A 12,564-nucleotide genomic window follows, 5' to 3' on the forward strand; every position below is an offset into this window, starting at 1 on the left:
ACCGGCGGGGCGTCGCCCCGAAAGAAGGGCATGTGCATGCCGTTGTGGTACGGAGGGGACTACAACCCGGAGCAGTGGCCCGAGGAGGTCTGGGCCGAGGACGTCGCGCTCATGCGCCGGGCGGGGGTCAACCTCGTCACCGTGGGCGTGTTCTCCTGGTCGCGGCTGGAGCCGTCCGAGGGGCGCTACACCTTCGGCTGGCTCGACCGGGTGCTCGGCCTGCTCGCCGACGGCGGGATCCGGGTGGGCCTGGCCGTCCCGACCGCCTCTCCTCCGCCATGGTTCTCTCTGGCGCATCCCGACGCCCTCACCGTCACCCGGGACGGCGTACGGCTCACGCACGGCAGCCGCGACACCTACTGCGTGAGCGCCCCGGCGTACCGCGAGGCGTCGCTGCGGATCACCCGCGCCCTCGGCGAGCGCTACCGCGACCATCCGGCGCTGGCGATGTGGCACGTGCACAACGAGTACGGCACGCCCTGCCACTGCGACCACGCCGCCGCGGCGTTCCGCGCGTGGCTGCGGGAGCGGTACGGCGGCCTCGACGCGCTGAACGACGCCTGGACGACGGCGTTCTGGAGCCAGCACTACTCGGACTGGGCGCAGATCACCCCGCCCAGGGCGACGCAGTATCTCCCCAACCCGGCGCAGGCGCTCGACTTCCGCCGGTTCGTCTCCGACGAGATGCTCGCCCACTTCCGCGAGCAGCGCGACCTGCTGCGCGAGCTGACTCCCGAGGTGCCCGTCACCACCAACTACGTGCTGGCCGGCTGGGCCTCGGTCGACCACTGGAAGTGGTCGACCGAGGTGGACCTGGTGGCCATCGACGACTATCCCTCGGCCCCGGGCATGGCGGCGGCCGAGCAGACCGCCTTCGCCGCCGATCTGGCCCGATCGTGGGCGGGCGGGCGGCCCTGGCTGCTGATGGAGCAGGCCACGGGGTACGTCCTGGGCCCGCGCAAGGGGCCCAAGGAGCCCGGCGAGATCGCCAGGCACAGCATGCAGCACGTCGCCCGGGGCTCGACGGGCGTGATGTTCTTCCAGTGGCGGGCCTCCCGCGGCGGCGCCGAGCAGTGGCATCCGGGCATGGTGCCGCACACCGGCCCGGACTCCCGCGTCTTCCGCGAGGTCAGCGCCCTGGGCGAGGCGCTCGAACGCATCCCGGCTCCTTATGACGGGCCGCTCGTCGAGGCGGAGGCCGCCATCCTGTGGGACGAGGAGGCGTGGTGGGCCGCCCAGGGGCCCGGCCTGCCGTCCAGTGAGATCGACTATCTCGCGGCCGTGCAGCAGGCCCATCGGGTGTTGTGGCGGCAGGGCGTCCCCACCTGCTTCGCCCATCCGTCGCACGATCTGCCGGCCTACCGCGCGGTCCTCGTGCCGAGCCTCTATCTGATCTCCGACGAGGCCGCCCGGAACCTCGCGGCGTACGTGGAGGGCGGTGGCACGCTCGTCGTGTCGTTCTTCAGCGGAATCACCGACGAGCACACCCGGATCAGGCTGGGCGGCTACCCAGGGGCGCTGCGCGAGATCCTCGGCATCACCGTGGAGGAGTTCCGCCCGCTCGGCGAGCCCGTCGAACTACCGGAGTTCGGCCGCGCGACCCTGTGGAGCGAGGTCGTCCACCTCGACGGGGCCGAGGCGGTCGCCCGCTATCCCGGCGGTGGGCCCGCCGTCACGTGTCATCGCCTCGGCGACGGCACGGCGTGGTACGTCTCGACGCGGCTCGACGACCCCGGCTATGCCCAGGTGCTCACCCGCGCCGGGCTGGCCGGGAGCGGCGTCCCCGGCGTCGAGGTCGTACGCCGGCGGGATCTGGTCTTCGCCGTCAACCACACGGAGGACGAGCGGCCCGTGCCGGTCCAGGGCACCGACCTGATCACCGGCAAGCCCGTCGGCGGCAGGCTCGGCCCCGGCGGATACGTGGTCGTACGCCCGTAGGAGGGCCTGACCGAGCTCCTCCATGTCCTCGGAAGTCCGCTTCAACGCGCCGGCGGCGACGTTCTCCCCCAGGTGGTCCAGCGAGCCGGTGCCGGGGATCGGCCTCCGGCCATGCATGGACGGGTCAAGCGCCCGGCGCGGTCGGTAATGCGCACCTCAAGAAGGAATGGCAAGAGTAAGCATTTTCCGAGAATAGCGGTTTATGCCTCATTTGTCTGGCTAGCTGGTATATTTGAAGAATTCCAGTCTCCGCCTCCATGAGACCGAGCAGGCCGGGCAGGCACCAGGGCGGGGCGTCCACCTCGGTCGATCACCGGAGGCCGGGAACCCCTGTTGGACCGGGGTTCCCCGCGATCCGGACGCATCAGCAGAGATCGCCACGAGGCCCATCTTCTTTACCTATTTGCCACATTCTGGTGTTCAGGTGGGATTGCCGGACGGACCCGCATACCATCGACCGTCGCGCATTACCGGGACCTGACACTCTGCCGGGTAGCGTCGCTTAAGACAGTACGCCCGAAAAATATGGATGAAGGCGCGTATATGACAACGCAGCAGCTCGAGATTACTGTGAGCGATCACCAGCCGGCCGTCGTGGTCGCGCTGCGAGGTGAACTCGACATCGCCAGCGGCGACACGCTCCGGAGGGCGATCAGGAATCTTGTCCGCCAGGGTCGCGTCAGGATCGTGGTGGATGCGTCCGGCCTGCGGTTCTGCGACTCCTGCGGCCTCGAAGCGCTGCTGGACGCCCGGGACGACATCGAGAAGGCCGCCGGTTGCATGCGGCTCACCGGAGTTCACGGCATCTTGAAGATCGTCCTTGAGGCGACCCGGCTGCGCGACACGTTCGTCATCGACGGCACGCCCGTCGAGGCCGTCGCCGCGATGGTGCTGTCGGCCTCCCAAGACGTGTCCATGGTCTGAACGCCCGATTGACCACCGCCCCCGTCCTCTCACCGAGGGCGGGGGCTTTCGACCGCCTGCCGTACGTCGCGCGGGGTGAGGGAACGGCCGGATCGTGGCCGAGATGGTGACGCCCTACCCGCCGGGCGCGCCCGCCCTGTGCCCGGGCGAGCGCGTCACCCGGCCGGTGCTGAGCTACCTGACCAGCGGGCTCGCGGGCGGCATGGACATCCCCGACGCCGCCGATCCCAGCCTGAAGACGCTGCGCGTCGTCGCGGAGTGACGAAGCGGAGTGACGAAGCGGAGTGACGAAGCGGAGTGACTGATAAGAACGTCAGGCCCAGCAGGAGGCGACGGTCTGCGCCGTGAGCAGCTCGGCCACGTCGGCCAGCCGGCCGCGCCGGGCGTACGCCGCCCGCTGCCGCGCCGCCCCCGACCCGCTGCGGCGCACGCGCTCGATCTGGTCGGTCAGCGGCGTCCAGTCGCCGTTCTCCTCCAGCACCGGCCGCACGTGTTCGAGCAGGCGGTCGACCAGCCGCCAGGCCGGGGCTCCCGAGACGCCGCTTCCCGCGAGCAAATCGAGGGCTTCGCCGTCCACGCCGTCGTGGGCGGCCTTCCAGTAGGCCGCCCGCAGCAGGGTGTCCTCGACGTCGGGGGCGGGCACGCCGGCCCGCACCTGGCGCAGCGCCGTCTCGGCCAGCCCTCGCACCAGCCCGGCGAGCAGCACGGTCTCCCCGGCCGTCGGACACACGTCCGCCGCGCGGATCTCCAGCGTCGGCACGTGATCGGACGGGCGGACCAGCCAGTAGATCATTCCGCGGTCGAGGATCGTGCCCCCGGCGAGCATGCCGGCGACCAGGCTCTCGTAGTGATCGGCCGACCGGAAGAACGGCGGCGGCTCCGCGCTCGGCCACCTGCCCATCATCAGCGCGCGCCAGCTCGCATAACCGGTGTCCCGGCCGTCCGCGATCGGCGAGTTGGCCGCGAGCGCCTGCAGCACCGGGAGCCAGGGCCGCAGATGGTTGCTGACCCGCACCGCCTCCTCGCGGTCGGCGATCCCGACGTGGATGTGGCAGCCGCAGACGCCCTGACGATCCATGATCGCCCCGAACTCGCGGAGCATGGCCTCGTAGCGCGGGCACGACGACAGCGGCGGCACTCCGGCGTTGCCGTCCAGGGCGGTGCCGCTCGCGATGAGCGCGAGCCCCATGCTTTCGGCGGCGCGGGCGGCGGCGCGGCGCATCTCCAGCAGGTCTTCGTGCAGATCACGCAGGGTGGTGTGCACGGCGCTGTTACTCTCCAGTTGGAACTGTGTCAGTTCGAACACCAGCCGATCCGCCCCCGGCCCGGCCGCCCGCTCGCGGATCTCCCGCGCCGCCGGGACGACCCGTCCGGTTCGCGGGTCGGCGAGCAGGAACTCCTCCTCGACTCCGATCGTGAGCGTCGCCGAACTCACCGGTGCCTGCGCGACGAGGGAGGGTCCATGCATGGCGTCGAACTGGACCTCCCTTGTCACGTCTGGCATAAGCGGTCTTTTCAGGAGGGGCCCAGTCGGTCAGTCCCCCACTCCCCCGGCCCCTGGGCAAGAAACCCCATATGGCGTTTCTTGACCAGCGAGCCGTACGCCCCGGTAGGCAGGTGCCGCTGTCCTAAACTGACGAATCCCTGTTCCTCGCAGCGTCCGCCGAGGTGTGCTCCGTGACCGCCGCCGTCGTCCTGACCCCCGTGTCCGCCCCGGTCGCCGACCACGTGCTGGTCGTCGCGCTCGACGGCGCCCTGGACTACACGAACGCCGAGCCGTTGCGCAGGAACGTCGAGGCGCTCCTCGGCGAGCACCACCGCCAGCTCGTCCTCGACCTGAGCGGCGTGAGCTTCTGCGACTCCACGGGCATCCGGATCCTGCTGGCCGTACGGAAGCTGCTGCAGGAGCGCGACGGCGCGGTGACGCTGGCGGCCCCGAACGACCGGCTGGCGAAGATCTTCAGGGTCACCGGACTGATCAGTGCCTTCACCGTCGCCCCGAGCCTCGCGGAGGCTTTCGACGTGGTCGGCGCACGCTCGAATCCCAGGTGAAGGCAGCGAACGAGTAACGAGACGGTAGCCTCGAAGGCATCGGGCGGCGGACCCGGCCGGGAGACGCGGCGAGGAGGACAGGTGGCGGATCACCGCCGGCAGTGGCCGATAACGGATGATCTCGCGACGCTGCGTGAGAACGTCCAGCGCTACGCCGAGCAGGCGGGCCTCACCGGACCCCGGCTGGACGACCTGGTCATCGCCGCCAACGAGGCCGCCATCAACGTGCTCGAACACGGCGGGGGATCCGGCATGCTGACGATCTCCTGCGACGGCGGCACGCTGGCCGTCGACGTCGTCGACCGCGTCGGCGTCCTGCGGCCCGGCGCGGTGCCGAGCGAACGGCCCAGCGGCCGCGGCGACCGCGGCTTCGGCCTGTGGCTCATGGGCGAGCTGTGCGACTCGGTGACCATCGACCGGATCCCCGGGCAGTCCACGATCCGGCTGTCCATGCAGGTCGACGGTGACGCGGACGCGGGCGGCCCCGCCGACGGGGGCTCCGCCTTCGGGCGCGGCGCCCGCTCCGTCTGAGCGGGCACCGCGCACCATCATCCGGCCCTATCTTCCGGCCCCCATCGCTTGATCCCCTTCGCCTGGACCGCATCGTCTGCCTCTGTCGGCAAGCAGTGGCCTGTCGCGGACCCGGCAAGCACCGGGATCGACCCTGGCCGGTCCCCGGTTGGCCCTGGTTATCGTCCCGATCCCGTAAACCGGGCCGTAACGACTCCCCGGCCGCCTTAACCTGGGTCCGCGACCACCTCCTCATGGCTGCTGGACGGCTACCTGAGGAATGCCCATGACGCGGCGGCAACCGCGATCAGGGCGCAGAGGCGGATGGTCCGGGGTGTGCTGTCAACCACGTCCCGGACCGCTCTGGCCACCTCTCCGATCCACGAGCCGAACTCCGGGTCGTGAATCCGCCCTTCGTGACGGCGTCCCCCGCTCCCGCGGGGCCTGATAGCAGTCATCGGGGCCCCCTCCCCATATGCGCCGGCCGAGACCGATGTCCCGGACCTGTCGATCGGCCCGATCAGGAATCCGTTTCCATCCGGTCGATGCGCGCAAGGGGCGGAATCCCCGCCGCCGTAGCGCCGCCGACCCGGTAGGAGGGATTCCGGACCTTTCCCTGATGTTCACAGGTGACCCACCGTGCACGCAACGAATACGAGCGGCATTCGGGCTTCCGTACGAAGAGTGACGATCAGATCACAGCTTGCGATAGCTTTTGATCCTGATTTGTCCAGTGGCGCGAAGTTGGCTGTCCGATTTGTCCGCCGCGCTTTCCGGAATTTTGGGTCAGCGCGCGACACGCCGTCATTTGTCTCAGAGGACGGCATCAGCCGGGAAGACCGGGACCACGCTCGGATGGGGGATGCCCGAGACGATGTTACCGAAAGTGACGCCTCGGTCACGCATCGCCGGGCGGATGGCGGCCTCATCCGCCGAGGTCGCGTACGGCGTTCTCCAGGCACCGCGTGAGCGCCTCCACCCGTTCCTCCGTCACCGGCTCGTCGCCCTGGGCCTCGGGCAGGTCCGCGCGGCGCACGACCACGAGCTTGCGGTGCTTCTCGTCGATCTCGTCGAGCGGCATCACCCGGCACTCGCCGCGGACGAAGACCAGCGCGACGTCCGGGTCGGCCGACTCGAGCAGCCGCCGTACGCAGTCGGGATCGAGCAGCGTCATCGCGCCTCCCTCGCCAGGGTCTTTCACGGCCGGGTGCCCGCGCCCGTCGCGACCTCCCTGGCCCGTTCCCGGCCCGAGCCGGGCGCGAGCGGCGGGGTCTCCATGCCCGCACCACGCCGCATGCCCTCGATCGCCGCGCGCAGGGCGTCCACCGCGCTGTGCCGGGGCCGCCAGCCCAGCTCCTCACGGGCCCGGGTGGTGTCCATGATCGGAATCTGCAGGACCATCTCCACCATGCCGGGCGAGGCGGGGATCAGCCGCAGATGCCAGCCGGCCGACACCGCCGTGCGCACCACCGCGGCCGGCACGGACACACGCCGCGCGCCGAGCAGGTCCGCCAGCACGGCCGGGTCGATCACCGGGCCGGCGGCGAGGTTGAACGCGCCCCGCACGTCGCGGGTGAGCGCCAGCCGGAACGCCTCGCCGGCGTCCTCGGAGTGGAGCGCCTGGAACCGCAGGCGCGGCATGTCCGGCACGAACGGGATCCGCTCCCGCCGCAACAGCCGCTGCGGCAGAAACGGCCCGGCGAACAGCCGGCGCTGCTCGGTCGCGGCCTCCTCCTTGAAGATGAACCCCGGGCGCATCCGCACCAGGCGGATGTCCGGGTGGTCGCGCTCGAAGATGTCGAGCACGCGCTCGATATAGGCCTTCTCCCGCCCGTACGCGGCGTTGGGCCAGCCGTGGGTCGGCCACGACTCGTCGACGGGCGGGTCCTTCGGCCCGGGCGAGTACGCCCCCACAGACGACGAGTGGACGAGGACGGAGACCCCGGCCCGGACGGCGGCGTCGAAGACGCGCATGCTGCCGAGCACGTTGGAGTTCCAGGTGGTGACCGGGTCGTGCGTGGGCTGGAACAGCCAGGCCAGGTGCACGACCGCGTCGGCGCCCGCGAAGATCGGATCGAGGTCGTCCCTGAAGACGTCGGCCGTACGCCACTCGGTCTTGGCCGGCCGCCAGTCCGGCTTCCGCCTGGCCACGCCGACGACGGAGGTCACGGCGGGCTCGGACTCCAGGGCGGTGAGCAGGCTCGTGCCGACGTTCCCGCTCGCCCCAATCACGACAACTCGCATGAAATACACCGTTTCCCGGCGCAGCCACCACAAACCGCGAGAGCCGTCATCCCCGACCGGAGCGGGCCTGGAGATGGGGCTCCAGATTTCCCCTGGGACAATGCGGGGGAATCAGTGGTGGCGCGGGAATACCGCTACCTAGGAGGATTAAGTTCTCAATCTGGTCAGAGAGGCGGAGCGGCAGAGATGGCTCAGATCGTCGGTGGCGGACGCCCCGTCAATGACGCCGAGCGAAGGGTCATCGCGCACCTGCGGGACAACGCCCCTGACGACTGGCTGCTGCTGCACAACATCGAGATCCCGCGCGGAGCCGACCTGTTCGAGGTGGACGTGGTCGTGCTCACCGGCCACTCCCTGGTAGTGATCGACGTGAAGGGGGCCCGGGGCAGGTTCGAGGTGTCGGGCACCCGGTGGTTCCCCCAGCACCGGGAGGCGTTCGGCTCACCGGTGGCCAAGCTGCGCGGCACCGCGCGGGCGCTGAAGGGCCTGCTGATCGAGGAGCACCGCGAGCTGGAGCGGTTGTACGTCGACAACGTGGTGGTGCTGACCGCCCCCGGAGCCGTCCTCGTCGACCCCACCGGCCGGGACGCCCGGCACGTCACCACGATCGCCGGGCTCATCCCCATGCTCAGCGACGTGTCCCGGGTGCGGCACGGGTGCAGCCGCGACGCCGAGCCGTACCGCACCGCGATCCTGGAGGCGCTGAACGGCACCGTGCGCCGCTCGACCGCGCCCCCGCGCTTCGGCAACTGGGAGGTCGAGGAGCAGCTCGGCGGCGACAGCCGGGTCACCGAATATCGCGCCGTCAACGCGACCGCCCCCACCAGTGGGACCGTGCTGCTGCGGGTCTACCGCGCCGACCCCCTCGCCGAGCAGCGGCGGCGGGTGGCCGAGCAGCGCCGGATCGCCAACGCCTACCAGTCGCTCGCCAAGATTCCGCCGCATCCCTGCGTCGTACGCTCACGGGATTTCTTCGCGATCGACGACGAGAGCCGGTTCGTGCTCGTGCTCGACGACGTCCACGGGCAGGCCCTGCACCTGCACCTCACCGGGCGCAGGCTGGGCATCGACGCCAAGCTCACCGTGATGGAGGACATGCTGGACGGCCTCGCCCACGTCCACGCCAACAACGTCATCCACCGGGCGCTGACCCCCGCCTGCGTGCTCGTCACCGACGGCGGCAACGCGATGCTGACCGGCTTCGACTACGCCAAGCCCGGCCCGCGCAAGCACACCGTGGCCAACGAGCTGCCCAACATCCTCGACGTCCACTACGTCGCCCCCGAGTGCCGGGCCCGCCCCGAGCGGATGACCCCCGCCGCCGACGTCTACTCGGCCGGGGTGATCGCCTTCCAGCTCCTCACCGGCGAGCTGCCCATGCCCGGCATGGACGCCGAGCCGGACGCCGGAGGCGTCGCCCCCGAGGTCATGGACCTCGTACGGCGGATGCGCGACCCCACACCGGCCAAACGGCCCGACGCGGCGACGGCCCTCGCGGAGCTGCGGGTGGCCCGCGACGCCCAGCCCCGGCGGCGTGCGCCGTTCGGCGGCAGGATCAGGAGCGCCCTGCGCCGCCTGTCCCGGCACTGAAAGCTCCAGGGGGCCGACACGCGGGACCTTCGGCACTTCTCCGGCGGCCCCGGGAAGGCTAGCGTCCAGGTCATGATTCGGGTGTTCCTGGTGGACGACCACGAGGTCGTACGGCGTGGGGTGGCGGCGTTGCTGGACGCCGAGGACGACATCGAGGTCGTCGGCGAGGCGGGCACGGCCGAGTCGGCCGTGGCCCGCATCCCCGCGCTGAAGCCGGATGTGGCGGTGCTCGACGTGCGCCTGCCCGACGGCAGCGGGGTGGACGTCTGCCGTGAGGTGCGCTCGAAGGTGCCCGGCCTGGCCTGCCTGATGCTGACCTCCTTCGCCGACGACGAGGCGTTGTTCAACGCGGTCATGGCCGGGGCGGCCGGTTATGTGCTCAAGCAGATCCACGGCTCCGACCTGGTGGGCGCGGTGCGCACGGTGGCCGCCGGGCAGTCGCTGCTCGACCCGCAGACAACGGCCGCGATGCTGCACCGGCTGCGCGACCAGGCCGCGAAGAAGGACCCGCTGGCCGCGCTGTCGGACCAGGAGCGGCAGATCCTGGAGCTGATCGGCGAGGGCCTGACCAACCGCCAGATCGGCGAGCGGATGTTCCTGGCCGAGAAGACGGTCAAGAACTACGTGTCCAACCTGCTGAGCAAGCTCGACATGCAGCGCCGCACCCAGGCCGCCGCGCTCGCCGCCCGCCTCAAGGCCGGCCGGGACGGCTGAGCCCAGCGAATGGACACCGGGCCAACGGACGCCGGGCCGATCGACGTGGACGACGGGACCTTCGTCCCTAACCCGGCGGCGGCCGACCGCGCCAGGCTTGCAGACATGAAGCTCGACTCGGCCGGCCTGGAGATCCTCGGCGGAGGGGAATGCCTGGACCTGCTGGCCTCCGTCCCCATCGGGAGGATCGTCTTCACCGATCGTGCCCTCCCCGCCGTCCAGCCGGTCAACTTCTGCCTGCTCGACGGGAACATCGTCATCCGCACCGCCCCCGGGTCCAAGCTCGCCGCCGCGGCGCGCAACACCGTCGTGGCCTTCGAGGCCGACGACTTCGACGCGACGTTCCGTACGGGCTGGTCGGTGACCGCGGTCGGGCACGCCCGCGCGGTCTGCGACCCGGAGGAGATCGCCCGCCTGTCGGCGCTGCCGCTCACGCCGTGGGTGCCCGGGACCCGCGACCACTTCATCGTGGTCGCCCCCGAGCAGATCTCCGGCCGCCGGCTGAACGGGTAGATGATGGGCACGTGCGTGCCCGTCCCGTCTCCCCGTCCCTGCTCGTGGAGGAACTCGCCGACCTGATCGCCGACCGGCCGCGCGACGCCTGGGTGCGCGTCGCCGTGGACGGCGCTCCCGCCGCCGGGCCGGGACGGCTGGCCGACGACCTGGTGGAGCCGTTGCGCCTGCGCGGCCGGGAGGTCCTGCGGGTGCCCGCGGCCGGGTTCCTGCGCCCGGCCTCGCTGCGGCTGGAGTTCGGCCGGACCGACCCCGACGTGTTCCACGACGAGTGGCTCGACGTGGGCGGCCTCGTCCGCGAGGTGCTCGGGCCGCTGGAGCCGGGCCGTACGGGCCGGGTGCTGCCCTCGCTGTGGGACAGCGAGCGCGACCGGGCCACCCGGGCGGACTACGTGACGCTGAAGCCGGGCGGGGTCGTGCTGGTCGACGGCGCGCTGCTGCTCGGGCGCGGCCTGCCGTTCGACATGACCGTCCACCTGTCCATGTCGGCCGCCGCGCTGGCCCGCCGCACACCGCCGGAGGAGCGGTGGACGCTGCCCGCCTACGAGCGCTACGAGCACGAGTCCGGGCCGCTGCGGGCCGCCGACGTGGCCGTCCGCGTCGAGGACCCGCGTCACCCCGCGATCATCAGTCTCTGAAGCCCGCTTCTAGAGCCCGTACGCCTCCAGGAGGCGCAGCCACACCTCGCTGACCGTCGGATACGCCGGGACGGCGTGCCACAGGTCGTCGAGGGGCACCTCGGCCGTGACCGCGATCGTCGCGGCGTGCAGCAGCTCGGCCGCGCCCGGAGCCACGAAGGTCACGCCGAGCAGCACCCGGCGGCGCTCGTCGACCACCGCCTTGGCCCTGCCCCGGTAGCCGTCGCCGAGCAGGTAGCCACCGGCCACCTGCTCCATGTCGTATTCCACGACCCGCACGTCGAAGCCCTCGTCGCGGGCCTGCGCCTCCGTGCGGCCCACCGCGCACACCTGCGGATCGGTGAAGACCACCTGCGGCGCCCCGGCGCGGTCCGCGCGGTCGCGCATGCCGGGCCGGTCGTCCGCCTCGCCCCGGGCCCGGGCGACGATCACGTCGGCGGCCGCCCGCGCCTGGTATTTGCCCATGTGCGTGAGGAGCGCGCGGCCGTTGACGTCCCCGACCGCGTAGAGCCAGCCGTCCGCCACGCCGGTGGCCCGCATGCTGTCGTCCACCTCGACCGGACGGGACTGCGGCAGCCCGACCGAGGCCAGGCCGAGATCGTCGGTGGCGGACCGGCGACCGGCGGCGACCAGGATCTCGTCGGCCGTGATCGTCCCCCCGCTCGCGAGCCGCACCGTGACCTCGCCGCCCGGCTCCGGCCGCTCGACCTTCTCCGCGCTCTCGTGCCTGCGGATGTCGACCCCCTGGTCCGCAAGCGACCGGGCGACCAGCTCCCCGGCGAAGGGCTCCATCCTCGTCAACAGGTGGCCGCCCCGGACGAGTATCGTGACCTCGCGGGTGCCGAGCCCGCGCATGGCCTGGGCCATCTCGCAGGCGACCACGCCGCCGCCGATCACCACGAGCCGCTCCGGGATGGCGCGTACGCCGGTCGCCTCGCGGTTCGTCCACGGCCGGGCGGCGGCCAGACCCGCCACGGGCGGGATCACCGAACGGCTCCCGGTGGCCAGCATGACGGCGTGGTTCGCGGCGAGCGTGCGGGTGCCGCCGTCGGCCGTCGTGACCTCCACGCGCCGGGGACCGGCGAGCCGTCCCGTGCCGCGTACGAGCGTCACGCCCGCCGATTCGAGCCACCCCGCCTGGCCCGTGTCGTCGTAGTGCGAGACCACGGCGTCACGCCGGGCCAGCACGGCGGCGGCGTCGATCGGGCCGCCCTCGTCCTGACCTGCCAGCCGCAGCCCGGTGACCCGGCTCACCTCGCCCGCGAGGTCCACCGGCCGCAGGAGCGCCTTGCTCGGCATGCAGGCCCAGTAGGAGCACTCCCCTCCCGCCAGCTCGCTCTCCACGATGGCGGTGCTCAGGCCGGCCGCCGCGATTCGTCCCGCCGCGACCTCGCCCGCCGGACCGGCGCCTATCACGATCACATCGAAGCTCTCCACGTGC

13 protein-coding genes are annotated in these 12,564 nt (G+C 71.7%); 9 read left to right on the top strand and 4 right to left on the bottom strand.

Going from position 1 to position 12,564, the window contains the following annotated elements:
* Nucleotides 1-30: 30 nt before the first annotated feature.
* The 3 genes from OHB01_RS09180 (at nt 31) to OHB01_RS09190 (ending at nt 3,124) form a co-directional block, all read left to right on the top strand.
* Nucleotides 31-1,938, top strand: a complete 1,908-nt coding sequence (locus tag OHB01_RS09180; protein ID WP_142650859.1) for a beta-galactosidase — start codon at nt 31-33, stop codon at nt 1,936-1,938.
* Between the two features lie 543 nt (nt 1,939-2,481).
* The gene (locus tag OHB01_RS09185; RefSeq protein WP_168066401.1) at nt 2,482-2,862 is read left to right on the top strand and encodes an STAS domain-containing protein; all 381 of its coding nucleotides are present in this window, start codon (nt 2,482-2,484) and stop codon (nt 2,860-2,862) included.
* Between the two features lie 94 nt (nt 2,863-2,956).
* Entirely contained in the window at nt 2,957-3,124 is a 168-nt protein-coding gene (locus OHB01_RS09190; protein WP_260617473.1) for a hypothetical protein, read from the top strand.
* Between the two features lie 51 nt (nt 3,125-3,175).
* Here the strand turns inward: OHB01_RS09190 and OHB01_RS09195 are convergent, their stop codons facing one another.
* Nucleotides 3,176-4,357, bottom strand: coding sequence for a carboxylate-amine ligase (locus tag OHB01_RS09195; protein WP_260617474.1), 1,182 nt, complete (start codon nt 4,355-4,357; stop codon nt 3,176-3,178).
* A 182-nt stretch (nt 4,358-4,539) separates the two neighbouring features.
* Between OHB01_RS09195 and OHB01_RS09200 the strand changes: the two genes are divergently transcribed.
* Nucleotides 4,540-4,914: an STAS domain-containing protein gene (locus tag OHB01_RS09200; RefSeq protein ID WP_142650861.1), complete on the top strand. Its 375-nt coding sequence runs from the start codon at nt 4,540-4,542 to the stop codon at nt 4,912-4,914.
* Between the two features lie 81 nt (nt 4,915-4,995).
* Nucleotides 4,996-5,445 carry an ATP-binding protein gene (locus OHB01_RS09205; protein WP_142650862.1) on the top strand — a complete coding sequence of 150 codons (450 nt, stop codon included), beginning with the start codon at nt 4,996-4,998 and terminating at the stop codon, nt 5,443-5,445.
* A 904-nt stretch (nt 5,446-6,349) separates the two neighbouring features.
* Here OHB01_RS09205 and OHB01_RS09210 read toward each other — a convergent pair.
* Both OHB01_RS09210 and OHB01_RS09215 read right to left on the bottom strand, forming a co-directional pair.
* The gene (locus OHB01_RS09210) at nt 6,350-6,598 is read right to left on the bottom strand and encodes a hypothetical protein (protein ID WP_142650863.1); all 249 of its coding nucleotides are present in this window, start codon (nt 6,596-6,598) and stop codon (nt 6,350-6,352) included.
* A gap of 23 nt (nt 6,599-6,621) precedes the next feature.
* On the bottom strand, nt 6,622-7,668 hold the full coding sequence (locus OHB01_RS09215) for an NAD-dependent epimerase/dehydratase family protein (protein ID WP_142650864.1): 1,047 nt from the start codon (nt 7,666-7,668) through the stop codon (nt 6,622-6,624).
* A 186-nt stretch (nt 7,669-7,854) separates the two neighbouring features.
* Between OHB01_RS09215 and mads6 the strand changes: the two genes are divergently transcribed.
* From mads6 to OHB01_RS09235, 4 genes are all read left to right on the top strand, one after another.
* Nucleotides 7,855-9,258, top strand: coding sequence for a methylation-associated defense system protein kinase MAD6 (gene mads6, locus OHB01_RS09220; RefSeq protein WP_142650865.1), 1,404 nt, complete (start codon nt 7,855-7,857; stop codon nt 9,256-9,258).
* 72 nt (nt 9,259-9,330) lie between these two features.
* Entirely contained in the window at nt 9,331-9,972 is a 642-nt protein-coding gene (locus OHB01_RS09225) for a response regulator transcription factor (protein ID WP_142650866.1), read from the top strand.
* A gap of 105 nt (nt 9,973-10,077) precedes the next feature.
* Complete coding sequence (locus tag OHB01_RS09230; RefSeq protein WP_142650867.1) at nt 10,078-10,485, top strand: pyridoxamine 5'-phosphate oxidase family protein; 408 nt, start codon at nt 10,078-10,080, stop codon at nt 10,483-10,485.
* Between the two features lie 11 nt (nt 10,486-10,496).
* Nucleotides 10,497-11,123, top strand: coding sequence for a uridine kinase (locus tag OHB01_RS09235; RefSeq protein WP_142650868.1), 627 nt, complete (start codon nt 10,497-10,499; stop codon nt 11,121-11,123).
* A 9-nt stretch (nt 11,124-11,132) separates the two neighbouring features.
* On the opposite strand, the gene OHB01_RS09240 is transcribed toward OHB01_RS09235, so the two are convergent.
* Nucleotides 11,133-12,560 (bottom strand): NAD(P)/FAD-dependent oxidoreductase, encoded by a 1,428-nt coding sequence (locus OHB01_RS09240; protein ID WP_328855215.1) that lies wholly within the window; start codon nt 12,558-12,560, stop codon nt 11,133-11,135.
* Nucleotides 12,561-12,564 lie beyond the last annotated feature (4 nt).

The organism is Microbispora hainanensis, assembly GCF_036186745.1.
Classification (GTDB): Bacteria; Actinomycetota; Actinomycetes; order Streptosporangiales; family Streptosporangiaceae; genus Microbispora.

Coding starts and splice junctions, on each gene's coding strand:
- OHB01_RS09215 (WP_142650864.1), bottom strand. CDS start 7,668: ATGCGAGTTGTCGTGATTGGGGCGAGCGGGAACGTCGGCACGAGCCTG.
- OHB01_RS09185 (WP_168066401.1), top strand. CDS start 2,482: ATGACAACGCAGCAGCTCGAGATTACTGTGAGCGATCACCAGCCGGCC.
- OHB01_RS09225 (WP_142650866.1), top strand. CDS start 9,331: ATGATTCGGGTGTTCCTGGTGGACGACCACGAGGTCGTACGGCGTGGG.
- OHB01_RS09210 (WP_142650863.1), bottom strand. CDS start 6,598: ATGACGCTGCTCGATCCCGACTGCGTACGGCGGCTGCTCGAGTCGGCC.
- mads6 (WP_142650865.1), top strand. CDS start 7,855: ATGGCTCAGATCGTCGGTGGCGGACGCCCCGTCAATGACGCCGAGCGA.
- OHB01_RS09230 (WP_142650867.1), top strand. CDS start 10,078: ATGAAGCTCGACTCGGCCGGCCTGGAGATCCTCGGCGGAGGGGAATGC.
- OHB01_RS09180 (WP_142650859.1), top strand. CDS start 31: ATGTGCATGCCGTTGTGGTACGGAGGGGACTACAACCCGGAGCAGTGG.